The organism is Streptomyces sp. NPDC056835 (assembly GCF_042789485.1).
Lineage (GTDB): Bacteria > Actinomycetota > Actinomycetes > Streptomycetales > Streptomycetaceae > Streptomyces.
In genome coordinates this window covers 15,635-42,446 of the sequence record NZ_JBHUBB010000038.1, presented here as the reverse complement: position 1 = coordinate 42,446, position 26,812 = coordinate 15,635, and the positions used below count along the sequence as shown (strand labels likewise).

At 70.1% G+C, this 26,812-nt stretch carries 26 protein-coding genes; 21 read left to right on the top strand and 5 right to left on the bottom strand.

The annotated features are described in order from the left end of the window. Nucleotides 1–63: 63 nt before the first annotated feature. The gene (locus ACFRMN_RS32595; protein ID WP_383026513.1) at nt 64–1,293 is read right to left on the bottom strand and encodes a DUF349 domain-containing protein; all 1,230 of its coding nucleotides are present in this window, start codon (nt 1,291–1,293) and stop codon (nt 64–66) included. A gap of 150 nt (nt 1,294–1,443) precedes the next feature. Continuing rightward, nucleotides 1,444–2,241, bottom strand: a complete 798-nt coding sequence (locus ACFRMN_RS32590; protein ID WP_383026511.1) for a peptidylprolyl isomerase — start codon at nt 2,239–2,241, stop codon at nt 1,444–1,446. Nucleotides 2,242–2,418: 177 nt separating this feature from the next. On the opposite strand from ACFRMN_RS32590, the gene ACFRMN_RS32585 reads away from it, so the two are divergent. From ACFRMN_RS32585 to ACFRMN_RS32570, 4 genes are all read left to right on the top strand, one after another. After that, a complete protein-coding gene (locus ACFRMN_RS32585) occupies nt 2,419–3,141 on the top strand; it encodes an MBL fold metallo-hydrolase (RefSeq protein ID WP_383026509.1) in 723 nt (240 codons plus the stop codon). A gap of 13 nt (nt 3,142–3,154) precedes the next feature. Beyond that, complete coding sequence (gene hisS, locus ACFRMN_RS32580; RefSeq protein WP_383026507.1) at nt 3,155–4,417, top strand: histidine--tRNA ligase; 1,263 nt, start codon at nt 3,155–3,157, stop codon at nt 4,415–4,417. Nucleotides 4,418–4,571: 154 nt separating this feature from the next. Continuing rightward, nucleotides 4,572–5,210 carry a vitamin K epoxide reductase family protein gene (locus ACFRMN_RS32575; protein WP_383026594.1) on the top strand — a complete coding sequence of 213 codons (639 nt, stop codon included), beginning with the start codon at nt 4,572–4,574 and terminating at the stop codon, nt 5,208–5,210. Between the two features lie 81 nt (nt 5,211–5,291). Next, nucleotides 5,292–6,647 carry a replication-associated recombination protein A gene (locus tag ACFRMN_RS32570; RefSeq protein ID WP_383026505.1) on the top strand — a complete coding sequence of 452 codons (1,356 nt, stop codon included), beginning with the start codon at nt 5,292–5,294 and terminating at the stop codon, nt 6,645–6,647. Nucleotides 6,648–6,659: 12 nt separating this feature from the next. Here the strand turns inward: ACFRMN_RS32570 and ACFRMN_RS32565 are convergent, their stop codons facing one another. After that, a complete protein-coding gene (locus tag ACFRMN_RS32565; RefSeq protein ID WP_383026503.1) occupies nt 6,660–7,361 on the bottom strand; it encodes a DUF2470 domain-containing protein in 702 nt (233 codons plus the stop codon). A gap of 176 nt (nt 7,362–7,537) precedes the next feature. On the opposite strand from ACFRMN_RS32565, the gene rpsD reads away from it, so the two are divergent. After that, nucleotides 7,538–8,152 carry a 30S ribosomal protein S4 gene (gene rpsD / locus ACFRMN_RS32560; protein WP_030355486.1) on the top strand — a complete coding sequence of 205 codons (615 nt, stop codon included), beginning with the start codon at nt 7,538–7,540 and terminating at the stop codon, nt 8,150–8,152. Nucleotides 8,153–8,180: 28 nt separating this feature from the next. Here the strand turns inward: rpsD and ACFRMN_RS32555 are convergent, their stop codons facing one another. Beyond that, a complete protein-coding gene (locus ACFRMN_RS32555; protein ID WP_383026501.1) occupies nt 8,181–10,370 on the bottom strand; it encodes an ATP-binding protein in 2,190 nt (729 codons plus the stop codon). A gap of 169 nt (nt 10,371–10,539) precedes the next feature. Between ACFRMN_RS32555 and ACFRMN_RS32550 the strand changes: the two genes are divergently transcribed. The 14 genes from ACFRMN_RS32550 to nusB all read left to right on the top strand — a co-directional run bounded on the left by ACFRMN_RS32550 (nt 10,540) and on the right by nusB (nt 24,083). Beyond that, entirely contained in the window at nt 10,540–10,983 is a 444-nt protein-coding gene (locus tag ACFRMN_RS32550; protein WP_383026499.1) for a DUF948 domain-containing protein, read from the top strand. A gap of 7 nt (nt 10,984–10,990) precedes the next feature. After that, nucleotides 10,991–11,314: a DUF6167 family protein gene (locus ACFRMN_RS32545; protein ID WP_383026496.1), complete on the top strand. Its 324-nt coding sequence runs from the start codon at nt 10,991–10,993 to the stop codon at nt 11,312–11,314. Beyond that, the gene (gene alaS, locus ACFRMN_RS32540) at nt 11,314–13,983 is read left to right on the top strand and encodes an alanine--tRNA ligase (RefSeq protein ID WP_383026493.1); all 2,670 of its coding nucleotides are present in this window, start codon (nt 11,314–11,316) and stop codon (nt 13,981–13,983) included. Before ACFRMN_RS32545 ends, alaS begins: the two co-directional genes overlap by 1 nt. A 6-nt stretch (nt 13,984–13,989) precedes the next feature. Next, nucleotides 13,990–14,454 carry a Holliday junction resolvase RuvX gene (gene ruvX, locus ACFRMN_RS32535; protein WP_383026491.1) on the top strand — a complete coding sequence of 155 codons (465 nt, stop codon included), beginning with the start codon at nt 13,990–13,992 and terminating at the stop codon, nt 14,452–14,454. 123 nt (nt 14,455–14,577) lie between these two features. Further along, nucleotides 14,578–16,425 carry an endolytic transglycosylase MltG gene (mltG, locus tag ACFRMN_RS32530; RefSeq protein ID WP_383026488.1) on the top strand — a complete coding sequence of 616 codons (1,848 nt, stop codon included), beginning with the start codon at nt 14,578–14,580 and terminating at the stop codon, nt 16,423–16,425. Next, nucleotides 16,422–17,294, top strand: coding sequence for a shikimate dehydrogenase (locus tag ACFRMN_RS32525; protein ID WP_383026485.1), 873 nt, complete (start codon nt 16,422–16,424; stop codon nt 17,292–17,294). Before mltG ends, ACFRMN_RS32525 begins: the two co-directional genes overlap by 4 nt. A 165-nt stretch (nt 17,295–17,459) precedes the next feature. Further along, nucleotides 17,460–18,644 carry a chorismate synthase gene (aroC, locus tag ACFRMN_RS32520; protein ID WP_383026483.1) on the top strand — a complete coding sequence of 395 codons (1,185 nt, stop codon included), beginning with the start codon at nt 17,460–17,462 and terminating at the stop codon, nt 18,642–18,644. Between the two features lie 50 nt (nt 18,645–18,694). Continuing rightward, a complete protein-coding gene (locus ACFRMN_RS32515) occupies nt 18,695–19,252 on the top strand; it encodes a shikimate kinase (protein WP_383026480.1) in 558 nt (185 codons plus the stop codon). Further along, nucleotides 19,249–20,343 (top strand): 3-dehydroquinate synthase, encoded by a 1,095-nt coding sequence (gene aroB / locus ACFRMN_RS32510; RefSeq protein ID WP_030355496.1) that lies wholly within the window; start codon nt 19,249–19,251, stop codon nt 20,341–20,343. The genes ACFRMN_RS32515 and aroB overlap by 4 nt, the downstream gene beginning before the upstream one ends. After that, entirely contained in the window at nt 20,340–20,780 is a 441-nt protein-coding gene (gene aroQ, locus ACFRMN_RS32505) for a type II 3-dehydroquinate dehydratase (RefSeq protein WP_383026477.1), read from the top strand. Before aroB ends, aroQ begins: the two co-directional genes overlap by 4 nt. Before the next feature lie 129 nt (nt 20,781–20,909). Next, on the top strand, nt 20,910–21,812 hold the full coding sequence (locus tag ACFRMN_RS32500; protein WP_383026474.1) for a Pro-rich N-terminal domain-containing protein: 903 nt from the start codon (nt 20,910–20,912) through the stop codon (nt 21,810–21,812). 108 nt (nt 21,813–21,920) lie between these two features. After that, nucleotides 21,921–23,036 carry an aminopeptidase P family protein gene (locus ACFRMN_RS32495; protein WP_383026471.1) on the top strand — a complete coding sequence of 372 codons (1,116 nt, stop codon included), beginning with the start codon at nt 21,921–21,923 and terminating at the stop codon, nt 23,034–23,036. Nucleotides 23,037–23,085: 49 nt separating this feature from the next. Continuing rightward, nucleotides 23,086–23,652 carry an elongation factor P gene (gene efp / locus ACFRMN_RS32490; RefSeq protein WP_383026469.1) on the top strand — a complete coding sequence of 189 codons (567 nt, stop codon included), beginning with the start codon at nt 23,086–23,088 and terminating at the stop codon, nt 23,650–23,652. A 2-nt stretch (nt 23,653–23,654) separates the two neighbouring features. Further along, on the top strand, nt 23,655–24,083 hold the full coding sequence (gene nusB, locus ACFRMN_RS32485) for a transcription antitermination factor NusB (RefSeq protein WP_030355501.1): 429 nt from the start codon (nt 23,655–23,657) through the stop codon (nt 24,081–24,083). A 228-nt stretch (nt 24,084–24,311) separates the two neighbouring features. On the opposite strand, the gene bldD is transcribed toward nusB, so the two are convergent. Next, a complete protein-coding gene (gene bldD, locus ACFRMN_RS32480) occupies nt 24,312–24,812 on the bottom strand; it encodes a transcriptional regulator BldD (protein WP_030355502.1) in 501 nt (166 codons plus the stop codon). A 221-nt stretch (nt 24,813–25,033) separates the two neighbouring features. Between bldD and pyrR the strand changes: the two genes are divergently transcribed. Next, complete coding sequence (gene pyrR, locus ACFRMN_RS32475; protein ID WP_383026466.1) at nt 25,034–25,666, top strand: bifunctional pyr operon transcriptional regulator/uracil phosphoribosyltransferase PyrR; 633 nt, start codon at nt 25,034–25,036, stop codon at nt 25,664–25,666. An 82-nt stretch (nt 25,667–25,748) separates the two neighbouring features. After that, the gene (locus tag ACFRMN_RS32470) at nt 25,749–26,810 is read left to right on the top strand and encodes an aspartate carbamoyltransferase catalytic subunit (RefSeq protein WP_383026463.1); all 1,062 of its coding nucleotides are present in this window, start codon (nt 25,749–25,751) and stop codon (nt 26,808–26,810) included. Nucleotides 26,811–26,812: the final 2 nt, after the last annotated feature.

Here is a 26,812-nt window from a genome sequence, read left to right as displayed (position 1 = left end):
AGGGGCTCCCCGCCTACCAGCCGCGGGGAGCCACTTCGCGTATCGCACGTGAGCCGGACCGGGTCAGCCGCCGAACTCCTGGAGACCCTTCAGAGCCTGGTCCAGCAGAGCCTGCCGGCCCTCCAGCTCCTTGGCGAGCTTGTCCGCCTTCGCGTTGTTGCCCGCCGTGCGCGCCGCGTCGATCTGCGTACGCAGCTTGTCCACAGCGCCCTGGAGCTGACCCGTCAGACCCGCGGCGCGCGCCCGCGCCTCCGGGTTCGTCCGGCGCCACTCGTTCTCCTCGGACTCCTGAAGCGCCCGCTCCACCGCGTGCATCCGGCCCTCGACCTTGGGCCGGGCGTCACGCGGTACGTGACCGACGGCCTCCCAGCGCTCGTTGAGCGCCCGGAAGGCGGCCCTGGCCGCCTTGAGGTCGGTGACCGGCATCAGCCGCTCGGCCTCGGCCGCGAGCTCCTCCTTGATCTTGAGGTTCTCGGTCTGCTCGGCGTCCCGCTCGGCGAAGACCTCCCCGCGCGCCGCGAAGAAGACGTCCTGGGCGCCGCGGAAGCGGTTCCACAGATCGTCCTCGGCCTCGCGCTGGGCGCGGCCCGCCGCCTTCCACTCCGTCATCAGCTCGCGGTAGCGGGCGGCCGTACCGCCCCAGTCGGTGGAGCCGGACAGCGATTCGGCCTCCGCGACCAGCTTCTCCTTGGCCTTACGGGCCTCCTCGCGCTGCGCGTCGAGCGCCGCGAAGTGAGCCTTGCGGCGCTTGGAGAACGCCGACCGGGCGTGCGAGAAGCGGTGCCACAGTTCGTCGTCGGACTTCCGGTCCAGCCTCGGCAGGCCCTTCCAGGTGTCCACCAGCGCCCGCAGCCGCTCACCGGCCGACCGCCACTGGTCGCTCTGCGCCAGCTCCTCCGCCTCGGTGACCAGCGCCTCCTTGGCATGGCGCGCCTCGTCGGTCTGCTTCGCGCGCTGTGCCTTGCGCTCCTCACGGCGCGAATCGACCGTCGCCACCAGCGCGTCGAGCCGCTTGCGCAGCGCTTCGAGATCGCCCACGGCGTGGTGCTCGTCGACCTGACCGCGCAGATGCTCGATCGCCGTCGTCGCATCCTTCGAGGACAGATCGGTGGTCTTCACCCGCCGTTCGAGGAGGCCGATCTCGACAACCAGGCCCTCGTACTTGCGCTCGAAATAGGCCAGAGCCTCCTCCGGAGAGCCAGCCTGCCACGATCCGACGACCTGTTCGCCCTCGGCCGTACGCACGTACACGGTGCCCGTCTCATCGACGCGGCCCCACGGGTCGCTGCTCACAGCGCCTCCTCCACCTGATGTCCGTGAGGGGTGTGGCCCCCGGGCATCATCCACAGTTTCCTGGGACGGGCTGCGCCCGCCCTGCACAACGCCAATCTAGGCGACCGGCCGCCCGGCTGTCCGCACTCAGCACGGCCGAAATTCACAGGGTCACGCCTTGTCGACCGTGCCCTTCTCCACAGTGACGGTCTTCTTGGGCGCGCCGTCGCCCGCGCCGCCGTCCACTCCGGCCTTCGCCACCGCTTCCACGGTCTTCAGACCGGCGTCGTCCATGGTCCCGAACGGCGTGTAGCTGGGCGGGAGTTTGGTGTCCTTGTAGACCAGGAAGAACTGGCTGCCGCCGGTGTGCGGCTGGCCGGTATTGGCCATCGCGACCGTCCCCGCCGGGTACGTGACCGAGCCGTCGGCGCCCGCCTTGCCCAGCGCTGTCAGATTCTCGTCCTCGATCGTGTAGCCGGGACCGCCGGTGCCGTCGCCCTTCGGGTCGCCGCACTGGAGCACGAAGATCCCCTCGGTGGTCAGCCGGTGACACTTCGTGTTGTCGAAGTACTTCTTGTCCGCGAGCGCCTTGAACGAGTTCACCGTGTGCGGTGTCTTCTTGGCGTCCATCGCGATGGAGATGTCGCCCTGGCTCGTCTTGAGCGACATCGCGTACGTGGCGTTCTTGTCGATGGTCATCTTCGGCTCGGGCTCGCCGCTCTCGCTCGGCGAGGGCGAGGGCGAGGTGGCGGCGCTCGACTCCGGAGTGGCGGCCTTGTCGCTGCTGTCGCCGTCCGACAGACCGACCGAGGCGTACGCCGCGGCTCCCGCGAGCACCACCACAGCCAGCACCGACGCGATGATGACGTTGCGGCGCTTCGCCTTCTGCCGGGCCTCCGTCCGGCGCTGCTGCTGCCGCTCGAACTTCTCCCGGGCGAGCTGCCGCCGCCGCTGATCGCTGTTGACCACCGGGTCCACTCCTCGTATCTGTGTGTGATCCTGTCCGGCCTGATTCCGGGCCTGCCAGACAGGCCCGAGCCCGTACGGTATATGGGTTCGCTGTGGATATGGGTTCGCTGTGGATCGAGGACCGCCGGTAGTCTCTGAACTGCCGCGTTCTCCCGACGACGACATATAAGGACGATCGTGCTCATTGCCGGGTTCCCCGCCGGGGCCTGGGGGACCAATTGCTATCTGGTCGCCCCCGCCGCGGGTGAGGAGTGCGTGATCATCGACCCGGGCCACCAGGCCGCTCAGGGCGTCGAGGACGCGGTGCGCAAGCACCGGCTCAAGCCCGTCGCCGTCATTCTGACCCATGGGCACATCGACCATGTCGCCTCGGTCGTCCCCGTGTGCGGGGCACATGACGTACCGGCGTGGATCCACCCCGCGGACCGCTGCATGATGAGCGACCCCGAGAAGGCGCTCGGCCGCTCGATCGGGATGCCGCTGATGGGCGAGCTGACCGTGGGGGAGCCGGACGATGTCCAGGAGCTGACCGATGGCGCCCAACTGGCGCTGGCGGGCCTGGAGTTCACCGTCGCGCACGCGCCGGGCCATACCAAGGGGTCGGTGACGTTCGGAACGCCCGAGGCGGTCGGTGGCGCGGATATCCCGCCGGTCCTCTTCTCGGGCGATCTGCTCTTCGCCGGCTCCATCGGACGCACCGATATGCCCGGTGGCGACCACGCAGAGATGATCGAGTCCCTGGCACGGGTGTGCCTGCCGCTCGACGACTCGACCGTGGTGCTGTCCGGACACGGCCCCCAGACGACCATCGGCCGCGAGCGCGCCACCAACCCCTACCTCAGGGAACTGGCCGCCGGCCACGGAGGCGGCCCGACCGCCGCCCCGCGACGAGGAATGTGAAGCACCGATCTCCATGAGCACCTTCCAGGCCCCCAAGGGCACCTACGATCTGATCCCGCCCGCCTCGGCGGTCTATCTCGCGGTGCGCGAGGCCATCTCCGCGCCGCTGCGCAACTCCGGCTATGGCTATGTCGAGACGCCCGGATTCGAGAACGTCGAGCTGTTCGCCCGCGGGGTCGGCGAGTCCACCGACATCGTCTCCAAGGAGATGTACGCCTTCGAGACCAAGGGCGGCGACAAGCTGGCGCTGCGCCCCGAAGGCACCGCCTCCGTGCTGCGCGCCGCTCTGGAGGCCAATCTGCACAAGGCCGGGAATCTGCCGGTCAAGCTCTGGTACTCCGGCTCGTACTACCGCTACGAGCGCCCGCAGAAGGGCCGCTACCGCCACTTCTCGCAGGTCGGGGCCGAGGCGATCGGCACGGAGGACCCCGCGCTCGACGCCGAACTGATCATCCTGGCCGACCAGGCGTACCGCTCCCTGGGGCTGCGCGACTTCCGCATCCTGCTCAACTCGCTGGGTGACAAGGAGTGCCGCCCCGTCTACCGCGAGGCGCTTCAGGGCTTCCTGCGCGGGCTCGACCTGGACGAGGACACCCGCAGGCGCATCGAGATCAATCCGCTGCGGGTGCTCGACGACAAGCGTGCCGACGTACAGAAGCAGCTCGTCGGGGCGCCGATGCTGCGCGACTATCTGTGCGACGCGTGCAAGGCGTACCACGAGGAGGTGCGCGAGCTGCTGACGGCCGCCGGGGTGGCGTACGAGGACGACGAGAAGCTTGTACGCGGTCTCGACTACTACACCAGGACCACCTTCGAGTTCGTCCACGACGGGCTCGGCGCGCAGTCCGCGGTGGGTGGCGGCGGCCGTTACGACGGGCTCTCCGAGATGATCGGCGGCCCGGCGCTCCCCTCGGTCGGCTGGGCGCTCGGCGTGGACCGCACGGTGCTCGCGCTGGAGGCCGAGGGGATCGAGCTCGACCTCCCGAACGCCACCAGCGTCTTCGCGGTGCCGCTCGGCGAGGAGGCGCGGCGACGGCTGTTCGCCGTTGTCACCGAGCTGCGCAAGGCCGGGGTTCCCGCGGACTTCTCGTACGGCGCGAAGGGCCTCAAGGGCGCCATGAAGAACGCCAACAGGTCCGGAGCCCGCTACACGATCGTCGCGGGCGAGCGGGACCTCGCGGACGGTGTCGCGCAGCTCAAGGACATGGAGAGCGGCGAGCAGTCGGCGGTGGCTCTCGACGACCTGGTGACGGAGCTGACACGGCGGCTCGGCTGACCGCGCGGAGACGGTGCGGGGCCCGGACGGAGACCGTCCGGGCCCCGCTTTCCTTATGCCGGGCGAACGGTGGGGCCCGGGGCCCGTGCGGCACAATGAGGCTGCCCCGCGGGTCCCCGAGTAGGGAACTCCCTGAGTGATGGGAACGGCGATGATGACGAGAGCAGTGGTGGACGACGTCTCCTCCGACCGGGAGGAGGGGACGGCCACGAGCACGGTCGTCGGCGGCAGCCGTGCGTTCGCGCTCCTGCTGGTCATCACGGGCGCGGCGGGGCTGCTGGCCGCCTGGGTGATCACCCTCGACAAGTTCAAGCTGCTGGAAGACCCGAACTTCACCCCCGGATGCAGCCTGAACCCGGTGGTCTCCTGCGGCAACATCATGAAGAGCGACCAGGCGTCGGCCTTCGGCTTCCCGAACCCGATGCTCGGACTCGTCACCTACGCAGTGGTGATCTTCATCGGGGTAGGGCTGCTCGCGGGGGCGCGCTACCGGCGCTGGTTCTGGCTCGGGCTGAACGCGGGCACCCTCTTCGGGGTCGGATTCTGCACCTGGCTCCAGTACCAGTCGCTCTACACGATCAACTCGCTCTGCCTGTGGTGCTGTCTCGCCTGGGTCGCCACGATCCTGATGTTCTGGTATGTGACGTCCCACAACATCCGCCATGGCGTGCTGCCCGCACCGTCCTGGCTGCGCGGTTTCCTGAGCGAGTTCACATGGGTGCTGCCGGTGCTGCACATCGGGATCATCGGGATGCTCATCCTGACCCGCTGGTGGGACTTCTGGACCGGCTGAGATCCGGGACAGGGCCCGGGACGGGCTGAGGGCTCCGCCGACGGGCCCGGCGTTGTCAGTGCTCTGGCATAGGCTTCACGCGTGGAGCCCGACCTCTTTACCGCAGCGGCGGAAGACCGCCAGGAGAAGGACCCGTCCAGCAGCCCCCTGGCCGTCCGGATGCGCCCGCGCGTTCTCGACGAAGTCGTCGGCCAGAGTCATCTGCTGAAGCCGGGATCCCCGCTGCGGAGGCTGGTGGGCGAGGGCAACGGCGGCCCCGCCGGCCCTTCGTCCGTGATCCTCTGGGGCCCGCCGGGCACGGGCAAGACGACCCTCGCGTATGTCGTCTCCAAGGCGACCAACAAGCGCTTCGTGGAGCTCTCCGCGATCACCGCGGGCGTCAAAGAGGTCAGGGCCGTCATCGACGGGGCCCGCCGCGCCTCCGGTGGCTTCGGCAAGGAGACCGTCCTCTTCCTCGACGAGATCCACCGCTTCAGCAAGGCCCAGCAGGACTCCCTGCTGCCCGCGGTCGAGAACCGCTGGGTCACGCTCATCGCCGCCACCACCGAGAATCCGTACTTCTCGGTGATCTCCCCGCTGCTCTCCCGCTCCCTGCTGCTCACGCTGGAGCCGCTCAGCGACGACGATCTGCGCGGTCTGCTGCGGCGGGCGCTCACCGAGGAGCGCGGTCTCGGCGGCGCGGTCACGCTCCCCGACGACGCCGAGGCGCATCTGCTGCGGATCGCGGGCGGCGACGCCCGGCGCGCGCTGACGGCGCTGGAGGCGGCGGCCGGCGCCGCGATCGACAAGAGCGAGAAGGAGATCAGCCTCCGGACCGTGGAGGAGACCGTCGACCGGGCGGCGGTGGCCTACGACCGTGACGGCGATCAGCACTACGACGTGGCGAGCGCGCTCATCAAGTCCATCCGCGGCTCCGACGTGGACGCGGCGCTGCACTATCTGGCCCGGATGATCGAGGCGGGCGAGGACCCCCGCTTCATCGCCAGACGGCTGATGATCTCGGCGAGCGAGGACATCGGTCTGGCGGATCCGGCCGCCCTGCCGATAGCGGTCGCCGCCGCCCAGGCAGTGGCCATGATCGGTTTCCCGGAGGCCGCTCTCACCCTGAGCCATGCCACCATCGCGCTCGCGCTGGCCCCCAAGTCGAACGCGGCCACGACCGCCATCTCCGCGGCCCTGGAGGATGTGAAGAAGGGGCTGGCGGGGCCGGTCCCCGCACATCTGCGCGACGGCCACTACAAGGGCGCGGCCAAGCTGGGCCACGCCCAGGGCTATATCTATCCGCACGATGTGCCGGGCGGGATCGCGGCCCAGCAGTACCTCCCGGACGAGGTGCGAGGCAGGCGCTACTACGAGCCCACGCGGTACGGCGCGGAGGCGCGCTACGCCGATGTGGTCGACAGGGTGCGCGAGCGGCTGCGCGGGGACGGCGCCTGAGCCGGACAGGGCCTATCCGGCGGCCGCGTCGAAGAGCGTGTGCATCGCGTACCGCAGTTCGCTGACGTTCCGCACCGGCTCGGGGAAGTCGAAGCGGGCGTCGAAGCACCGCACTCCGGTGAAGCGCACCCGCAGCCCGAAGCGGTCGAGCGCGACAGGTACGGCGACGGTTCCGGCCGCCCCGGTCTCCGGGGAGCCCGCGGCCCGCTCGCCGAGCAGCCCGCGCAGCCCCTGGACCTCCGCGCCGTGGGCGGAGTGCAGATGCTGGAGCAGTTCCGCCTCGTGTTCCACCAGCGGATCGGCCTCGGCCGTGGCGAAGTCCTCGGGCTCCACCGTCTCCGCTCCCCAGAGATCGTCCACACACGCCTCGCCGACCTCCAGCCGCAGCGTCATACGACCGGGTTCGGCCTCGCCCGGTACGCGGGTGAGCCAACCGGAGAGCCAGGCCCGGCCCCGGATACGGTGGGGTACGGACACGGGCGCGACGTCCGTGATCTCCAGCACCGCGTTCAGCTCGTCGTCCTGCGCGTACGTCGCGGCGCGTACGGCGGGGGAGTCGGCGGGGAACGCGAGGAACACCTCACCGTCCGGTCCGACGCTCCGGGTGTCGGGCATCAGCTGGTAGGGCGTGGCCCCGTCCAGGCCCGGAATGATCAGTACTGCTGAGCATGTACCCTGTACGAGAGTTCGTGTGCGCTCGGCTGCTGACGGCATCCGATCGATTTCAAGCCCGCTGGGACGCGGCTGACCATGAGCTGATCGGACCTCCGTCGAATCGTCGCTCTGTGCGCCGAGGCTGTCTGTGATGCGCGTGGTGTTCCCAGGGCGAGACATGCGATCTCCTTAAGTAAGGTGAGCCTAACCTAACCTACAACGGAGGTCTGGAGAACGTGCCTAACCAGTCGCGTCCCAAGGTCAAGAAGTCACGCGCGCTCGGTATCGCGCTGACGCCGAAGGCTGTCAAGTACTTCGAGGCCCGTCCCTACCCGCCGGGCGAGCACGGCCGTGGACGCAAGCAGAACAGTGACTACAAGGTCCGTCTGCTGGAGAAGCAGCGCCTGCGCGCCCAGTACGACATCAGCGAGCGCCAGATGGCCCGCGCCTACGACCGCGCCCGCAAGGCCGAGGGCAAGACGGGTGAGGCTCTGGTCGTCGAGCTGGAGCGCCGCCTCGACGCGCTGGTCCTGCGGTCGGGCATCGCCCGCACCATCTACCAGGCCCGCCAGATGGTCGTGCACGGCCACATCGAGGTCAACGGTGGCAAGGTCGACAAGCCGTCGTTCCGCGTCCGTCCCGACGACGTCGTGATGGTCCGCGAGCGCAGCCGCGAGAAGGTCCCCTTCCAGGTCGCGCGCGAGGGTGGCTACGACACGGACGGCGAGACCCCGCGCTACCTGCAGGTCAACCTGAAGGCCCTGGCGTTCCGCCTGGACCGTGACCCGCAGCGCAAGGAGATCCCGGTCATCTGCGACGAGCAGCTGGTCGTCGAGTACTACGCCCGCTGACGCGGACACGACCCGGTCGCACGGCGTCTCAGCCCGCCGCTTCCCCGCCCCGTACGGTGGGGGAGCCGGCGGGCTTCCGCGTCTTCCGGGCCGGCCGGGACGCCTCGGGCTGCTGGTGCGGCAGCGCGGCGGCCGGCCGGCGCTCGGCGAGCGCCCGCTCCACGGTCGCGCTCATCGACAGCCCGTGCCCCTCGCCCTCGTACGCCGCGTACCGCTCCGTACCCAGCACCTCGCTCGCGCGCCGCTCGCACAGCGCGCGCGGCGCACCGAAGAAGCCGGAGCCGAACAGCTTCGGGCCGACCGACTCCCACAGCCGGCCGGCGGCCCCCTGGAGCACCGCGGCCTCCGCCGGATCGCCCTCGCTCGCCGTCACCAGTGCCATCAGCTCGACGGCCAGCACCAGACCCACCAGATCGTTGAACCCGTGGTGGATGGTGATCGACTCCGCGATCAGCGCGCGCGCCTCGGCGTGCGCGTCACGCGTCCAGGCCGCGTAGGCCAGTACATACAGCGCGTACGCCCGGGTCCAGCGCTCGCCGCTGTCCTCGCAGATCTCGCGGACCTCCACGCACAGGGCGACGGCCGCCTCCAGATCGTCCTGGAAGACCAGCGACATGGCCAGCTCGACCTGGCCCATCAGCACATTGCTGTTCAGCTCGCCGAGTTCCCGGTACGCGTCGAGCGCCGTGCGCAGCAGCCGTTCGGCCCGCGGCATGTCGTCGGTGAGCAGCGCCTGACAGCCCAGCCGGTGCACGGCATAGGCGCGCGCCAGCGCGTTGCCGGTACGCGCGGCCTCCTCCCGGCACTCGTGCAGGGCGCCCACGGCGGCCGTGCTGTCCCCCTGGAGAACCGCCACATAGCCGAGCACCCACAGGGCCTTGAGCCGTGACTCGTCGTACGGGGTGTCCAGCGCGAGGGCCCGGACCAGCCAGTGCCGCCCCTCGGTCAGCCGGCCGCATCCCGCCCAGTAGAACCAGAGCGTCCCCGCCAGATGCTGGCCCAGATGCGCCTCTTCGGGACTCTCCAGACACAGTTCGAGCGCCGCGCGCAGATTGGGCAGCGCGCTCTCCGTACCGGCCGCCACATCGGACTGGCGCGGGCCGAACCAGTCCAGCTCGTACCAGGTCGCGAGACCCATGTACCAGTCGCGGTGCCGGCGGCGCATCCGGTCGGTGTCCTCCAGGGCCTCCAGCCACTCGGCGCCGTACGCCCTGACGGTGTCCAGCATCCGGTAGCGGGTACCCGCCGGGGTCTCCTCGCGGACGACGAGGGACTGCGAGATCAGCTCGGCGAGTACGTCAAGGACTTCTTCGTCCGGCAGTTCCGGTCCGCCGCACACATACTCGGCGGCTTCCAGGTCGAACGGTCCGGCGAAGACCGACAGCCGCGCCCACAGCAGCCGTTCGGCCGGGGTGCACAGCTCATGGCTCCAGCCGATCGCGGTCCTGAGCGTCTGATGGCGCGGCGGTGCGCCCCGTCTGCCGTCGGTGAGTACCCGGAAACGGTCCCCGACGCGGTCGAGGATCTGCTCGACGGAGAGGACATGGAGCCGTCCGGCCGCAAGTTCGAGGGCGAGCGGGATCCCGTCGAGGCGCCGGCACAGCTCCTGTACGGCGGCGGTACGGGCGGCGGCCGGCCGGGGGCCGGGCGACAGGGCGGCGGCCCGTTCCGTGAAGAGCCGGACCGCGTCCGTCTCGGTCATCGGGGCGAGCGAGAAGGTGAGTTCACCGTCCACCCTGAGCGGTCGTCTGCCGACGGCGAGAACCCGCAACTCCGGTGCCCGGCGCAGCAGTTCCCGTACGAGCGTGGCGCAGGCGTCGACAAGCTGCTCGAACCCGTCGATGACCAGCAGCAGTTGACGGGTGGCGAGATGGCCGGCGAGCACCCGGCGCGTGGGCCTGCTGCTGTGGTCAGTCAGCCCCAGCGCCTCCACCAGCGCGTGTTCGAGCAGTTCGGGGTCGCGGAGCGCGGAGAGTTCGGCGAGCCAGATGCCATCGCAGTAGCGTTTCTTCAGGGAAGCGGCGGCTTTCAGCGCCAGCCGGGTCTTGCCGACTCCGCCGACCCCCACCACCGTGACCAGCCGGGATTCCCCGAGATGCCGCGTCAGGACGGCCAGCTCGTCCTCGCGCCCCACGAAGCGGTTCAGCTCGGCGGGAAGATTTCCCGGAGCCGGGGCGGGCGCGGCCGACGGAGGGCCGGAGCGAAAGGGGCGTCGCATGGGACACGCAGAGTACTCAACCGGCCGCACTCCGTACAATCTTTCTCGCCGAACGCGACCCTGGGCGCCACTAATGCGGTACGGGACGCGACCCCCGGCGCGATAGGGTCGGAGGACGACTTTCCAGTCGCTTTCCAGATGACCGTCGACGATCAGGGAGCGGTGCGGCGTGACCGGTGGAGAGGTTGCCGGGATCCTGGTGGCCGTGTTCTGGGCCATCCTGGTCTCCTTCCTGGCCGTGGTGCTGGTGAGGCTGGCCCAGACCCTCAAGGCGACCACCAGGCTGGTGGCGGAGGTGACCGAACAGGCCGTGCCGCTGCTGGCGGACGCGTCGGTGACGGTCCGCTCCGCGCAGACCCAGCTCGACCGGGTGGACGCCATCGCGACGGACGTCCAGGAAGTCACCTCCAACGCCTCGGCGCTCTCCACGACGGTCGCCTCGACCTTCGGCGGACCGCTGGTCAAGGTCGCGGCATTCGGCTATGGCGTACGCCAGGCGCTCGGGCGCAGAGGAGCACCGGACGCCGGCGCGGCGCCCGAGCCGGCTGTCCGGCGCACGGTCATCGCCGGGCGTACGCTGCCGTCCGCCCGGCGCAGGAAGAAGAAGGGCTGACGCAGCGATGCTCCGCCGTACGTTCTGGTTCACCGCGGGCGCGGCCGCCGGCGTCTGGGCCACCACCAAGGTCCACCGCAAGCTCAAGCAGCTGACCCCGGAGAGCCTTGCAGCCCAGGCCGCGAACAAGGCGATCGACGCCGGGCACAAAGTCAGGGAATTCGCCGTTGACGTCAGGACGGGAATGGTGCGGCGCGAGGCGGAGCTGGGCGAGGCGCTCGGCCTCGAAGCCCCCCTCGACCCCGCACTTCCCGCGCCCAGGCGGCTCGCCGCCATTCAGAACCACCACTCGCGTCACTACGACCCGCACAACCGGAATGAGGACCACTGATGGAGTCGGCTGAAATTCGTCGCCGCTGGCTGAGCTTCTTCGAGGAGCGCGGTCACACCGTCGTCCCTTCGGCGTCGCTCATCGCGGACGACCCGACTCTGCTGCTGGTCCCGGCGGGCATGGTGCCCTTCAAGCCGTACTTCCTCGGCGAGGTCAAGCCGCCCGCTCCGCGCGCCACCAGCGTGCAGAAGTGCGTGCGCACACCGGACATCGAAGAGGTCGGCAAGACCACCCGGCACGGCACGTTCTTCCAGATGTGCGGCAACTTCTCCTTCGGCGACTACTTCAAGGAAGGCGCGATCACCTACGCCTGGGAGCTGCTGACCAGCTCCGTGGCGGACGGCGGTTACGGGCTCGACCCGGAGCGCCTGTGGATCACCGTCTACCTCGATGACGACGAGGCCGAGCAGATCTGGCGCGAGAAGATCGGCGTACCGGCCGAGCGCATCCAGCGGCTGGGCAAGAAGGACAACTACTGGTCGATGGGCGTGCCGGGACCCTGCGGCCCCTGCTCGGAGATCAACTACGACCGCGGCCCCGAATTCGGAGTCGAGGGCGGCCCCGCCGTCAACGACGAGCGCTATGTGGAGATCTGGAACCTGGTCTTCATGGAGTTCGAGCGCGGTGAGGGGACCGGCAAGGAGGACTTCGAGATCCTCGGTGAGCTGCCGTCGAAGAACATCGACACCGGTCTCGGCCTCGAACGTCTCGCCATGATCCTCCAGGGCGTACAGAACATGTACGAGACCGACACCCTGCGCGTCGTCATGGACAAGGCCACCGAGCTGACCGGGGTGCGCTACGGCGCCGACCACGGCTCGGACGTCTCCCTGCGCGTGGTGGCCGACCACATCCGTACGTCCGCCATGCTCATCGGTGACGGCGTCACCCCCGGCAACGAGGGCCGCGGTTATGTGCTGCGCCGGATCATGCGCCGCGCCATCCGCAATATGCGGCTCCTCGGCGCCACCGAACCGGTCGTCGCCGATCTGATCGACGTGGTCATCAAGACCATGGGTGAGCAGTACCCGGAGCTGGAGACCGACCGCAAGCGCATCGAGACCGTGGCCCTCGCCGAGGAGGCCGCCTTCCTCAAGGCCCTCAAGGGCGGCACGAACATCCTCGACACCGCCGTCACCGAGACCAAGTCCGCCGGCGGTCAGGTCCTCTCCGGCGACAAGGCGTTCCTGCTCCACGACACCTGGGGCTTCCCGATCGACCTCACCCTGGAGATGGCCGCCGAACAGGGCCTCTCCGTGGACGAGGACGGCTTCCGGCGGCTCATGAAGGAGCAGCGGGAGCGGGCCAAGGCCGACGCCAAGGCCAAGAAGTCCGGCCATGCCGACCTCTCCGCCTACCGCGCCGTCGCCGACAACAGCGGCACCACCGAGTTCACCGGCTACACCTCCACCGCGGGCGAGTCGACCATCGTCGGCCTGCTCGTCGACGGTGTGCCGTCGCCCGCCGCCACCGAGGGCGACGAGGTCGAGATCGTCCTCGACCGCACGCCCTTCTACGCCGAGGGCGGTGGCCAGCTCGCCGACCAGGGCCGGATCAAGCTCGACACCGGCGCCGTCATCCAGGTCCGCGATGTCCAGCAGCCGGTCCCCGGTGTCTCCGTACACAAGGGATCCGTGCAGGTCGGCGAGGTGACGGTGGGTTCCTCCGCCTACGCCGCCATCGACATCAACCGCCGCCGCGCCATCGCCCGCGCCCACAGCGCCACGCACCTCACACACCAGGCGTTGCGTGACGCCCTCGGCCCGACGGCCGCCCAGGCCGGCTCGGAGAACTCGCCGGGCCGCTTCCGCTTCGACTTCGGCTCGCCCGCCGCCGTACCCGGCACGGTCCTCCTCGATGTCGAGCAGAAGATCAATGAGGTCCTGGCCCGCGAGCTGGATGTGCAGGCCGAGGTCATGTCGATCGACGAGGCCAAGAAGCAGGGCGCCATCGCCGAGTTCGGTGAGAAGTACGGCGAGCGGGTCCGTGTCGTCACCATCGGCGACTTCTCCAAGGAGCTGTGCGGCGGTACGCATGTCCACAACACCGCCCAGCTGGGGCTGGTGAAGTTGCTCGGTGAGTCGTCCATCGGCTCCGGGGTACGGCGTATCGAGGCCCTGGTCGGCGTGGACGCCTACAACTTCCTCGCCAAGGAGCACACCGTCGTCGCCCAGCTCCAGGAGCTGGTCAAGGGCCGTTCCGAGGAACTGCCCGAGAAGATCTCCGGCATGCTGGCCAAGCTGAAGGACGCCGAGAAGGAGATCGAGAGGTTCCGCGCGGAGAAGGTGCTCGCCGCCGCCGCCGGACTCGCCGAGAGCGCCAAGGACGTACGGGGCACGGCGCTGGTCACCGGGCAGGTCCCGGACGGCACCTCGGCCGACGATCTGCGCAAGCTGGTCCTCGATGTACGGGGCCGCGTCCAGGGCGACCGGCCGGTCGTCGTGGCGCTGTTCACCACGGCCAACGGGCGCCCGCTGACGGTCATCGCCACCAACGAGGCCGCTCGTGGACGCGGTCTCAAAGCCGGTGACCTGGTCCGTACCGCCGCCAAGACCCTCGGCGGCGGCGGTGGCGGCAAGCCGGACGTCGCCCAGGGCGGCGGCCAGAACCCGGACGCCATCGGGGACGCCGTCGCCGCCGTGGAACGCCTCGTCGCCGAGACGGCCTGACGCCGTATGCGACGCGGACGCCGGCTCGCGATCGATGTCGGGGACGCCCGGATCGGGGTCGCCTCGTGCGACCCCGACGGGATCCTCGCCACGCCGGTGGAGACCGTGCCGGGCCGCGATGTCCCGGCCGCCCACCGGCGGCTGCGCCAGATCGTCGAGGAGTACGAACCGATCGAGGTGCTGATCGGGCTCCCGCGCTCCCTCAACGGGGGCGAGGGACCGGCCGCGGCGAAGGTACGTACGTTCGCCGACGAGATGGCGCGGTCCATCGCGCCGCTTCCCGTACGACTGGTCGATGAGCGGATGAGCACAGTGACGGCCAGTCAGGGTCTGCGGGCCTCGGGCGTGAAGGCGAAGAAGGGCCGGTCCGTGATCGACCAAGTGGCGGCGGTCGTCATCCTCCAGAGCGCGCTTGAGGCCGAACGGGTATCAGGTAATCCTCCTGGCGAGGGCGTCGAAGTGGTCATCTGATCGCGATACGGTAACGTTCCGCGCGATGCGGCAGTGTTCGAACAGCTGGCGCACAGCAAAGAGGCGAAACGGACGCGGTGCCACGGCGCTCCGCGGTCATCGTCTCGCGGCTCTAGGGGATCGATGACTGACTATGGCCGGGGCCCCGGCTCCGAACCGTGGCACCCCGGGGACCCCTTGTACGGGGACCAGGGGTGGGCGGCACAGCAGGCCACCGACGGCAGCGCTCCCTATGCCGGGCAGCCTCAGCAGCAGTACGCGCAGCAGCCGCACCCGCAGGGGCAGGCGCCGTACGGGGGTGGTCAGGACCCTTACCAGCAGCAGCAGTACCAGCAGCAGCACGGTGGGCAGCCGCACTACGAGGCGCAGCAGCCGCAGTACGACGGGCAGCAGTACCACAACCCTCAGTACGGCGAACCGCAGCAGTCCCACCAGACCCAGCAGTACGGCGGTCACCAGCAGCAGGCCCATCAGCAGCATGCCCAGCAGCCGCAGCAGCATGCCCAGCAGGCGCGGCAGTCCCATCAGCAGCATCCGCAGCCGCAGTACAACGACCCGCAGTACAACGGCAGTTGGGACAACGGCCAGCAGGCCACCATGCCGTACGGCGGACAGCCCGGGACGTCCTACGACTCCCAGCAGCCCGCCGGCTACGGCGACAACCAGGATTACTACGCCACCCCCGACGCCTATCCGCCCCCACAGCCGCCCGCTCAGCGACGCGCCGAGCCGGAGCCCGCGCCCGATCAGGGTGACGGCTGGGAGGACGAGCAGCAGAAGGAGACCCACCCCTTCTTCACCGGTGACGGCGGCGGCGACGACGAGGACGCCGAACCGGGCGAGGGCCGCCGGGGCGGCGGTGGCAGAGACCGTCGCGGCAAAACGAAGAAGAAGGGCCGCAACGGCGTCGCCTGCGTCGTCGTGGCCGCGGTGCTGGTCGGCGGTGTCGGTGGCGTCGGCTATGTCGGCTACCAGTACTGGCAGACGAAATTCGGCCCCCCGCCGGATTTCGTCGGCACCGGATCCGGCTCGGTGGAAGTGGTGATTCCGCAGGGTGCGGGCGGCTATGAGATCGCCGCACTCCTGGTGAAGAAGGGCGTGGTGAAGAGCCAGCGCGCCTTTGTCTCCGCGCAGCAGGCGAATCCCAAGGGCAATACCATCCAGGCGGGTGTCTACCGGCTCAGCAAGAAAATGTCGGCGGCGAACGCCGTGAAGACCATGCTCAGCCCGAGCAGCCGCAACGCGCTGGTCATTCCCGAGGGCAAGCGCAATGTCTGGGTGTACGAGGAGATCGACAAGCGGCTCGAACTCAAGAAGGGCGAGACCGCGGCTGTCGCCAAGGCGGAGGCGAAGAACCTCGGTCTGCCGAATTGGGCGAATGACAACAAGGACATCAAGGACCCGCTGGAGGGTTTCCTCTTCCCCGCGAGCTATCCGGTCGCCAAGGGAATGAAGCCCGAGGCCGTCCTCAAGAAGATGGTCGCCCGCGCCAACGCCGAATACAGCAAGCAGGACCTCAAGGGCGAGGCCGATAAGCTCGGACTGAAATCACCGCTCCAGCTGATCACGGTCGCGAGCCTCGTCCAGGCGGAAGGCAAGTACAAGCACGACTTCGACAAGGTCGCGCGCGTTGTCTACAACCGCCTCCAGCCGGAGAACACGGAGACCGTCGGACGTCTTGAGTTCGACTCCACGGTCAACTACATCAAGAGCCAGAGCAGACTGGATCTCGGTGCGGTCGACAATCTCCGGAAGATCAAGGACCCGTACAACACCTACGACATCAAGGGGCTGCCCCCGGGTCCGATCGGAAATCCGGGCGCCGACGCTCTGAACTCGTCGATCGATCCGGCGGACGGTCCTTGGTACTACTTCGTCTCGGTGACCTCGGACAAGACGCTCTTCGCCGTCACCAATGAGGAGCACGAGGAGAACCGTCAGCAGTACGAGAAGGAAAGCAAGAAACCGTGACCGGACGACGGCGGGCGGCGGTCCTCGGATCGCCCATCGCCCACTCACTGTCCCCGGTGCTGCATCGCGCCGCGTATGACGCGCTGGGCCTCGACGACTGGTCGTACGACAGGTTCGAGGTCGGAGAGGTCGGGCTCCCCGGCTTCTTCGATTCGCTGCGCGACGATCCGTCCTGGGCCGGTCTCTCGCTGACCATGCCGCTCAAGCGGGCCGTCATCCCGCTGCTGGACGAGATCAGCGACACCGCCGCCTCGGTGGAGGCCGTCAACACCGTCGTCCTGGGCGACGACGGCCGGCGCACCGGCGACAACACCGATATCCCCGGCATGATCGCCGCGCTGCGTGAGCGTGGCGTCGAGAAGGTGGAGTCCGCGGCGATCCTCGGCGCGGGCGCGACCGCCTCGTCCGCCGTCGCGGCGCTCTCCCTGATCTGTACGGGCCCGGTCACCGCGTACGTACGCAGTGAGACCCGCGCGGCCGAGATGCGCGGCTGGGCCGAGCGGCTTGCCGTCGAGGTCCGGATCGCCGACTGGGCGGAGGCGGACCGGGCTCTGCGCGCCCCGCTCGTGATCGCCACCACCCCGGCCGGTGCCACCGATGAGCTGACGGCCGCCGTCCCCGCCGGGGCCGGGACGCTCTTCGACGTGCTGTACGAGCCCTGGCCGACCCCGCTCGCGGCTGCCTGGGAGAAGCGCGACGGGGCGGTCATCGGCGGGCTCGATCTGCTGGTGCACCAAGCGGTGCTCCAGGTGGAACTGATGACGGGCCGCTCGCCGGCGCCGCTCGCCGTCATGCGGGCGGCGGGAAACGCCGCACTCGGCGGGAGGGCGGACGCTGCCCGCCCGTCCCCGTCCTCGCCCTCATCCTGACGGGCGGGCGCCCCGCCCGTCAGGCCCCTCTCCGCGCGTCTTTGTCCGCGTATCGGACCGTGTCGTCGGTCGGCCTCCCGGCCGTGGGAGGATCGGACAAGGCGGGCCAGGGCCGCGCACCCGGTCGTGCCGCTGCAGTTCCGGGCGCGAGTATGAGGAGCACCGTTGAGCAGGTTGCGCTGGCTGACCGCGGGGGAGTCGCACGGCCCCGCACTCGTGGCGACGCTGGAGGGACTTCCCGCCGGTGTGCCCATCACCACGGAGATGGTGGCGGACCACCTGGCCCGGCGGCGCCTCGGTTATGGGCGCGGTGCCCGGATGAAGTTCGAGCGCGACGAGGTCACCTTCCTCGGCGGTGTACGGCATGGTCTGACCATGGGATCACCCGTCGCGATCATGGTGGGCAACACCGAGTGGCCCAAGTGGGAACAGGTCATGGCGGCCGATCCGGTCGACCCCGAGGTGCTGGCGGGACTGGCCCGTAACGAGCCGCTGACCAGGCCCCGGCCCGGCCACGCCGATCTGGCCGGGATGCAGAAGTACGGCTTCGACGAGGCCCGGCCTGTCCTGGAGCGGGCCAGCGCGCGGGAGACCGCCGCGCGGGTCGCGCTCGGCGCGGTGGCACGTTCGTATCTGAAGGAGACGGCCGGGATCGAGATCGTGTCCCATGTCGTCGAGCTGGCCGCGGCCAAGGCTCCGTACGGCGTCTACCCGACGCCGTCGGATGTGGCGAAGCTGGACGCGGATCCGGTGCGCTGTCTGGACGCGGACGCGAGCGAGGCGATGGTCGCGGAGATCGATCAGGCACACAAGGACGGCGACACCCTCGGCGGTGTGGTCGAGGTGCTGGCGTACGGAGTGCCCGTCGGGCTCGGCTCGCATGTGCACTGGGACCGCAGGCTCGACGCGCGCCTCGCCGCCGCCCTGATGGGCATTCAGGCGATCAAGGGCGTCGAGGTCGGCGACGGCTTCGGACTGGCGCGGGTGCCGGGATCGCGGGCGCACGACGAGATCGTGGCGACCGACGACGGCATCAGGCGCGCGTCCGGCCGCTCCGGCGGCACCGAGGGCGGGCTGACGACCGGTGAGCTGCTGCGCGTACGGGCCGCGATGAAGCCCATCGCGACCGTGCCGCGCGCGCTGGCCACCGTCGACGTGGTCACCGGCGAGGCCACGAAGGCGCACCACCAGCGCTCCGACGTGTGTGCCGTGCCGGCCGCCGGCATCGTCGCCGAGGCCATGGTGGCGCTGACGCTCGCGGACGCGGTCGCCGAGAAGTTCGGCGGCGACAGCGTGCCCGAGACGCGGCGCAATGTCCGCTCGTACCTCGACAACATCCGGATCCGATGAGCGGGCCGGATCCGGAGACGAAGGCAGATCCGGTGAAGGGGGCAGATCAGGTGAGCGCACCGGTCATCGTGCTGGTCGGGCCGATGGGGGTCGGCAAGTCCACCGTCGGCGAGCTGCTCGCCGAGCGTCTGGGCACCGGCTTCCGCGACAGTGACGCCGATATCGTCGCCGCCCAGGGGCGGTCGATCGCGGACATCTTCGTGGACGAGGGCGAGCCGCGCTTCCGTGAGCTGGAGCACGAGGCGGTACGGCTGGCGATCGCCGAGCACCGGGGCGTGCTGGCCCTCGGCGGCGGCGCGGTCCTCGACGCCGCCACGCGTGAACTGCTCGCCGGGCTCCCCGTCGTCTATCTGTCGATGGAGGTCGGCGAGGCCGTCAAACGGGTCGGGCTGAACGTCGCCCGCCCGCTGCTGGCCGTCAACCCCCGCCAGCAGTGGAAGACGCTGATGGAGGCCCGCCGCCATCACTACACGGATGTGGCCCGGGTGGTGGTCCCGACCGACGACCGCACCCCCGAAGAGGTCGCCGGCGCCGTCCTCGACGCGCTGGAGCTCAAGCACCTCCCGGCAGAAGAACCCCGGACCCCCGGCAAGGAGAACCCCGCATGACGGACCAGACAGTCACCCGTATCCAGGTCGGCGGCACCGCCGGGCACGACCCGTACGAGGTGCTGGTCGGCCGGCAGCTGCTGGGGGAGCTGCCCGCGCTCGTCGGCCCGAAGGCCAAGCGGGTCGCGGTCCTGCACCCGGAAGCGCTGGAGGGTACGGGCGAGGCGCTGCGCCAGGATCTCGCGGACCAGGGATATGAGGCCGTCGCGATCCAGGTGCCCAACGCCGAGGAGGCCAAGACCGTCGAGGTCGCCGCGTACTGCTGGAAGGCGCTCGGGCAGACCGGCTTCACCCGTACCGATGTGATCATCGGTGTCGGCGGTGGAGCCACCACCGACCTCGCCGGGTTCGTCGCCGCGACCTGGCTGCGCGGGGTGCGCTGGATCGCCGTACCGACCACGGTGCTTGCCATGGTCGACGCGGCGGTGGGCGGCAAGACCGGAATCAACACCGCCGAGGGCAAGAACCTCGTCGGCGCCTTCCACCCACCCGCCGGGGTGCTCTGCGACCTCGCCGCGCTGGACTCGCTGGGCGTCCACGACTACGTCAGCGGCATGGCCGAGATCATCAAGGCGGGCTTCATCGCGGACCCGGCCATCCTCGATCTCGTCGAGTCCGACCCCGAGGGCGCGCGTACGCCCTCCGGCCCGCACACGGCCGAACTGATCGAGCGCTCGATCCGGGTGAAGGCCGAGGTCGTCTCCAACGACCTCAAGGAATCCGGACTGCGCGAGATCCTGAACTACGGCCACACCCTCGCCCACGCGATCGAGAAGAACGAACGCTACAAGTGGCGGCACGGCGCCGCCGTCTCCGTCGGCATGGTCTTCGCCGCGGAACTGGGCCGGCTCGCCGGCCGGCTGGACGACGCGACCGCGGACCGGCACCGCTCCGTGCTGGAGTCCGTCGGGCTGCCGCTGACCTACCGCGGTGACCAGTGGCCCAAGCTGCTGGAGACGATGAAGGTCGACAAGAAGTCCCGCGGTGATCTGCTGCGCTTCATCGTGCTGGACGGGCTCGCCAAGCCGACCGTCCTGGAGGGTCCCGACCCGGCGGTGCTGCTCGCCGCGTACGGGGAGGTGTCGGCGTGACCCGACGGGTCCTCGTGCTCAACGGCCCCAACCTCGGCCGTCTCGGCTCGCGCGAGCCCGATGTCTACGGCGCGACCACATACGCGGGTCTGGTGGACGCCTGCCGTGAGCTCGGCAAGGAGCTCGGCTTCGAGGTCGACGTCCGTGAAACGAATGACGAGGGGGAGATGATCCGCTGGCTGCACGAGGCCGCGGACGGTTCAATTCCGGTCGTTCTCAACCCCGGTGCGTTCACCCACTACTCGTACGGAATGCGGGACGCGGCAGCTCAGCGCACCGCGCCGCTCATCGAGGTGCATATCTCGAATCCGTACGCACGGGAGGAATTCCGCCACACGTCGGTGGTCGCTGCGGTCGCCAGCGGTACGGTCGCGGGCTTCGGTATCGGCTCGTACCGGCTCGCCCTTCGGGCGCTCGCGGAGGAAGTGTCCGGCTGACGGGGCACCGTACGCGCACCCCGGCCGTTGCCAGCGTGGCGGCCGGGGGCGGTACCGTTCGGTAGCGCGCGGCCGACAGGGCAGGGAGCCGCCGACCAGCGTCAGTCGCACGAGACGGAGTGGCACCGGATGCAGCACTCAGCGGGGGCTCCGTTGCCGCCTCCCCAGGGACCGGGGTACGGATCCGGCGGATGGGCGCACCAGGGGCCGCAGCAACCGGCCGTGCCCCATCAGCCCCCGGCGCCCCACCAGCCTCCGGGACCGCCTCACGTGCCCGCGCAGCATCAGTCCCCCGGCTCGCACCAGCCGCCCGGCCCGCCGGCGCACCCGCCGCACGGCGCTCCCGTACCGCCGCAGGGGCCGCCCGCCGGGCCGCCTCCCGCTCCCGCGGACTCCACCGGACACATCCAGCTGCCGCCCGGTGGCCCGGTCCCCATGCCGGCCCCGCCACGCGCCCCCGACGGCGGCACCGGCGCGGCGACCCTCGCCGTCCTGCTGATCGGCCCGGCCGGCGCGGGCAAGACGACCGTGGCCCGGCACTGGGCGATGAGCCGCCAGGTGCCCACCGCGCACATCAGCCTTGACGATGTCCGCGAATGGGTCTGCTCCGGCTTCGCCGATCCGCAGTCCGGCTGGAACGAGCACTCCGAGGCGCAGTACCGGCTGGCCCGCCGCACCTGCGGCTTCGCCGCGCGCAACTTCCTCGCCAACGGCATCTCCTGCATCCTGGACGACGCGGTCTTCCCCGACCGGCCGGTCGTCGGCCTCGGCGGCTGGAAGCGCCATGTCGGGCCCGGTCTGCTGCCGGTGGTCCTGCTGCCGGGGCTGGAGATCGTGCTGGAGCGCAACGCCGAGCGCAGCGGCAACCGCCGGCTCTCCGACGAGGAGGTGGCCGGCATCCATGGCCGGATGGCCGGCTGGTACGGCTCGGGGCTGACGATCATCGACAACTCCAAGTACGACGTGGAGACCACGGCCCGGGTTCTCGACGACGTCCTCGCGCGTTCCCTCACGAGCCCGCCCAACTGGTGACGGCCGGCGACCGACCAGGCCGGACAGGACCTGGCGGCGCCCATGCGCCGCCCCCCGGTCGGACGCGCTGAACCGGCCGGGTGACGCCCTCGCTCATACGCTCGGGTCATGTCAGACGTGTATGCGGCCCGCCGCGCGCGGCTGCGGGACCGGTGCTCGGCGGCGGGCGACGCGGCGGCCCTGGTCTCCCGCCCCGCCAATGTCCGCTACCTCGCGGGCGGGGCGCCCCCCGGCGCCGTACTGCTGCTCGGCCCCGGCCCCGACGGAGACATGCTGTTCTGCCCGCGTCCCCCCGCGGACGACGACGCCGGGGGACGGCGGATCGATGAACACCTCCGGGTCACCGTCCTGCCCCACACCACCGGCGACCCCGCGATCGCCGCCGCCGGAACCCTCGGCCCTTCGGCCGCCGGGACCCTCGCCGTGGAGGAGCACCATCTGACCGTCGCCCGGCACCGCGCGATCGGCTCCGTCGCGCCCCGGCTACGGCTGACCGATCTCGGCGGCGCCGTCGAGCAGCAGCGGATCGTCAAGGACGAGGAGGAGATCGCCTGTCTGCGGATCGCGGCCGAGATCGCCGACCAGGCGCTGGGCGAGCTGCTGGAGTCGATCCTGGTGGGCCGTACCGAACGTCATCTCGCGCTGGAGCTGGAGCGGCGCCTGGTCGACCACGGCGCGGACGGCCCCGCCTTCCCGACCGCCGTCGCCACCGGCCCCAACTCCGGCCGCTGCGGGCACCATCCCTCGGACCGCCGGGTCGAGGAGGGTGATTTCCTCTCCGTCGGCCTCGGTGCCGACTACCGGGGCTACCGGTGTCTGATCGGCCGCACGTTTGTCATCGGGACCTCCCCGGCCGACTGGCAGATCGAGCTGTACGAGCTGGTCTTCGCGGCACAACGGGCAGGTCGGGAGGCCCTTGTGCCGAGCGCCGGATACCGCGAGGTGGACCACGCCACCCGGCACCCGCTGGAGGCCGCGGGGCACGGTGAGGGGCTCGCACCCCGTACGGGACATGGTGTCGGACTCGAAATCGACGAGGACCCGCAGCTCGCCCCCACGGCCATGGGTAAACTGGACGCTTGTGTGCCGGTCACCGTCGGACCGGGGGTCCACCTCCCGGGCCGGGGCGGTGTCCGGATCGATGACACGCTCGTCGTCCGCCCCGAGGCGGACGGCGGACCCGAGCTACTCACCATCACGACCAAGGAACTGCTCGCGCTCTAGCGCGCACCCTCGGTCGTCCACCAGCTTCAGTCCAGGAGATTCCGCAACCGTGGCTTCCACGAACGACCTCAAGAACGGCCTGGTGCTCAAGCTCGACGGGGGCCAGCTCTGGTCCGTCGTCGAGTTCCAGCACGTCAAGCCCGGCAAGGGCCCGGCCTTCGTGCGCACCAAGCTGAAGAACGTGCTCTCCGGCAAGGTCGTCGACAAGACCTTCAACGCCGGCGTGAAGGTCGAAACGGCCACCGTTGACCGCCGCGACATGCAGTTCTCGTACATGGACGGCGAGTACTTCGTCTTCATGGACATGCAGACCTACGACCAGATGATGGTCGACCGCAAGTCGGTCGGTGACGCCGCCAACTATCTGATCGAGGGCTTCACGGCCAGCGTCGCCACCCACGAGGGCGAGGTGCTCTATGTCGAGCTGCCCGCCGCCGTCGAGCTGACGATCCAGCACACCGACCCCGGCGTCCAGGGCGACCGCTCCACCGGCGGCACCAAGCCCGCCACGCTGGAGACCGGCTACGAGATCGGTGTCCCGCTCTTCATCACCACCGGTGAGAAGATCAAGGTCGACACGCGCTCCGGTGAGTACCTCGGCCGGGTGAACAGCTAACCGTGGCTGCCCGGAACAAGGCCCGTAAGCGCGCCTTCCAGATTCTCTTCGAGGCAGACCAGCGCGGGGCGTCCGTGCAGACGGTCCTCGCGGACTGGATACGGCATGCCCGGACCGACGACCGTCAGCCGCCGGTGGGCGAGTACACGATGGAACTGGTCGAGGGGTACGCGGAGTACGCGGACCGCATCGACGAGCTCATCTCCACCTACTCGGTGGGCTGGACGCTCGACCGGATGCCGGTCGTCGACCGGAACATCGTGCGGCTCGGCGCGTACGAGCTGGTGTGGGTGGACGAGACCCCGGACGCGGTGGTGATCGACGAGGCGGTTCAGCTCGCCAAGGAGTTCTCCACCGACGATTCCCCGTCCTTCGTGAACGGCCTGCTGGGCCGCTTCAAGGACCTCAAGCCGAGCTTGCGCCGCGTCTGAGCGGCCTTCGGAGCACGGAAATGGCCGGCGTACCGCGAAAGCGCCGGACGGGCCCTCCCGGCCCTGTCCGGCGCTTTGCCACTTCCCGGGCGCTTCCGGGGCGTTTCCCGCTTCCGGGGCGCTTCCGGGGCGTACGGGTGTCTGCGTCAACACACCGGAGGGCGGTCCCGTACGCATACGGGACCGCCCTCCGGAGGTGACGTTTCTGCTGGTCTGTGGCGGGTTGGGTCAGCCCTCCTCGTGGGCGACCGCACGGCGCGCGTCGGCGTCCAGAACGCCCCAGCTGATCAACTGCTCGGTCAGGACCGAGGGCGACTGGTCGTAGATCACGGCCAGCGTGCGCAGGTCGTCCTGCCGGATCGACAGCACCTTGCCGTTGTAGTCGCCGCGCTGGCTCTGGATGGTCGCCGCGTAACGCTGGAGGGGGCCCGCCTTCTCCTGCGGCACATGGGCCAGCCGCTCCAGGTCGAGGACGAGCTTCGGCGGCGGCTCGGCGGCTCCGCCGGGGGTCGTGCCGGGAAGAAGCTCCTGCACGGGGACCCCGTAGAAATCCGCCAGCTCGGCGAGGCGCTGCACCGTAACGGCACGGTCGCCACGCTCGTACGATCCGACCACCACTGCCTTCCAACGGCCCTGGGACTTCTCCTCCACGCCATGGAGCGAGAGGCCCTGCTGGGTGCGGATGGCGCGGAGTTTGGCCCCGAGCTGCTTTGCGTATTCGCTGGACATATAGCTCCCCGGACGAAGTCTGGTAACTCACTGTGAGGTTACGCAGCGTTACTTGGATGCGTCAAGCCGAAGGAGCCGCACCGAGGTCAGCAGCGGGCTTCCCGCCGTGCCACGACAGGGGTGCGACCAGGTACTCCGGCGGCCTCCTGCTAGCCTGGGTGGCGTAATTTCGACGTCCTTTAAGATCCGTCCCGTGAGGCGGAGAAGGAGGTCCGTTTCATATGGACACCAGCGACACCAGCGACACCAGCGAGACCGGTCACATCGGCGGGACCGGCCGGACGGAAGGCGCGGGCGAGGCGGCACGCCCCGTCCTGGAAGCCCCCGACATCGCACGGGCCCTGACCCGTATCGCCCACGAGATCGTCGAACGCGCCAAGGGCGCCGACGACGTGGTGCTGCTCGGCATTCCGACCCGCGGAGTCTTCCTGGCCCGCCGGCTGGCCGGAAAGCTCGCGGAGATCACCGGCCGCTCGATCCCCGTCGGCTCCCTCGACATCACGATGTACCGCGACGACCTGCGCCTGCGGCCCGCCCGCGCGCTGGGCCGTACCGACATCCCCGGCGACGGCGTCGACGGACGGCTGGTCGTCCTCGTGGACGACGTGCTCTTCTCCGGCCGTACGATCCGGGCCGCCCTCGACGCGCTCGGCGACATTGGGCGCCCGCGCGCCGTCCAGCTCGCCGTACTCGTGGACCGGGGCCACCGCGAGCTGCCGATCCGTGCCGACTACGTGGGCAAGAACCTGCCCACCTCGCTGCGCGAGACGGTCAAGGTCCAGCTCGCGGAGGAAGACGGCCGGGACACCGTCCTGCTCGGCCTCAAGCAGGCCGCCGTGTCCGGCGAGCGCTAGCACGCCTCCGTACGCCGTCCATCCCGTACGGATGCCTTCGCGCGCCCGCACGCCCGCACACCCACACAACGGAGCACTCCAGATGCTGCGCCTCCCGGGGGCCGGCCCCCGCACACCCGGCCATCTCATCTCCGCCGCCGACCTCAGCCGCGACGAGGCCGTGCTGATCCTCGACACCGCCGAGGAGATGGCGCGGGTCGCCGACCGGCCCATCAAGAAACTGCCGACGCTGCGCGGCCGCACCGTGGTGAACCTCTTCTTCGAGGACTCGACCCGCACCCGGATCTCCTTCGAGGCCGCCGCCAAGCGCCTGTCGGCCGATGTCATCAACTTCTCCGCCAAGGGCTCGTCCGTCTCCAAGGGCGAGTCGCTCAAGGACACCGCGCTGACCCTGGAGGCGATGGGCGCCGACGCCGTCGTCATCCGGCACGGCGCCTCCGGCGCCCCGTACCGGCTCGCCACCTCCGGGTGGATCGACGGCGTGGTCGTCAACGCCGGCGACGGTACGCACGAACACCCCACGCAGGCGCTGCTCGACGCCTTCACCCTGCGCCGCAGGCTGGTCGGCGCGGACGCGGGCATCGGGCGTGATCTCGACGGGCGGCGCGTCACCATCGTCGGCGATGTGCTGCACAGCAGGGTCGCCCGCTCCAATGTCCTGCTGCTGCACACACTCGGCGCCCAGGTCACCGTGGTCGCCCCGCCCACGCTCGTACCGATCGGGGTCGAGCGGTGGCCGTGCGAGGTCTCGTACGACCTGGACCGGGTGCTGCCGGACTCCGACGCCGTGATGATGCTGCGGGTGCAGCGCGAGCGGATGAACGCCGCCTTCTTCCCGACCGAGCGCGAGTACTCCCGCCGCTACGGGCTGAACGGCGAGCGCATGGGCCGCATGCCCGAGACGTCGATCGTGATGCACCCCGGGCCGATGAACCGCGGCATGGAGATCACCGCCGAGGTCGCCGACTCCGACCGCTGCACGGCCGTCGAGCAGGTCGCCAACGGTGTCTCGATCCGGATGGCCGTGCTCTATCTGCTGCTGGGCGGCAACGAGCCCGCCGTCACCCACTCCCGCCCGTCGACCGCCGCCACCCAAGATGCCGAGCGCTCCGCGCACACCCTGAACGCCGAGGAGAAGAAGTAACC

What these genes read in the sequence shown, in the direction of transcription:
- ACFRMN_RS32545 (WP_383026496.1), top strand. Translation starts at nt 10,991, where the DNA reads ATGCTCCGCCGTACGTTCTGGTTCACCGCGGGCGCGGCCGCCGGCGTC.
- alaS (WP_383026493.1), top strand. Translation starts at nt 11,314, where the DNA reads ATGGAGTCGGCTGAAATTCGTCGCCGCTGGCTGAGCTTCTTCGAGGAG.
- ACFRMN_RS32555 (WP_383026501.1), bottom strand. Translation starts at nt 10,370, where the DNA reads ATGCGACGCCCCTTTCGCTCCGGCCCTCCGTCGGCCGCGCCCGCCCCG.
- ACFRMN_RS32495 (WP_383026471.1), top strand. Translation starts at nt 21,921, where the DNA reads ATGTCAGACGTGTATGCGGCCCGCCGCGCGCGGCTGCGGGACCGGTGC.
- hisS (WP_383026507.1), top strand. Translation starts at nt 3,155, where the DNA reads ATGAGCACCTTCCAGGCCCCCAAGGGCACCTACGATCTGATCCCGCCC.
- ACFRMN_RS32470 (WP_383026463.1), top strand. Translation starts at nt 25,749, where the DNA reads ATGCTGCGCCTCCCGGGGGCCGGCCCCCGCACACCCGGCCATCTCATC.
- aroB (WP_030355496.1), top strand. Translation starts at nt 19,249, where the DNA reads ATGACGGACCAGACAGTCACCCGTATCCAGGTCGGCGGCACCGCCGGG.
- ACFRMN_RS32575 (WP_383026594.1), top strand. Translation starts at nt 4,572, where the DNA reads ATGACGAGAGCAGTGGTGGACGACGTCTCCTCCGACCGGGAGGAGGGG.
- mltG (WP_383026488.1), top strand. Translation starts at nt 14,578, where the DNA reads ATGACTGACTATGGCCGGGGCCCCGGCTCCGAACCGTGGCACCCCGGG.
- ACFRMN_RS32500 (WP_383026474.1), top strand. Translation starts at nt 20,910, where the DNA reads ATGCAGCACTCAGCGGGGGCTCCGTTGCCGCCTCCCCAGGGACCGGGG.
- ruvX (WP_383026491.1), top strand. Translation starts at nt 13,990, where the DNA reads ATGCGACGCGGACGCCGGCTCGCGATCGATGTCGGGGACGCCCGGATC.
- ACFRMN_RS32565 (WP_383026503.1), bottom strand. Translation starts at nt 7,361, where the DNA reads ATGCCGTCAGCAGCCGAGCGCACACGAACTCTCGTACAGGGTACATGC.
- bldD (WP_030355502.1), bottom strand. Translation starts at nt 24,812, where the DNA reads ATGTCCAGCGAATACGCAAAGCAGCTCGGGGCCAAACTCCGCGCCATC.
- pyrR (WP_383026466.1), top strand. Translation starts at nt 25,034, where the DNA reads ATGGACACCAGCGACACCAGCGACACCAGCGAGACCGGTCACATCGGC.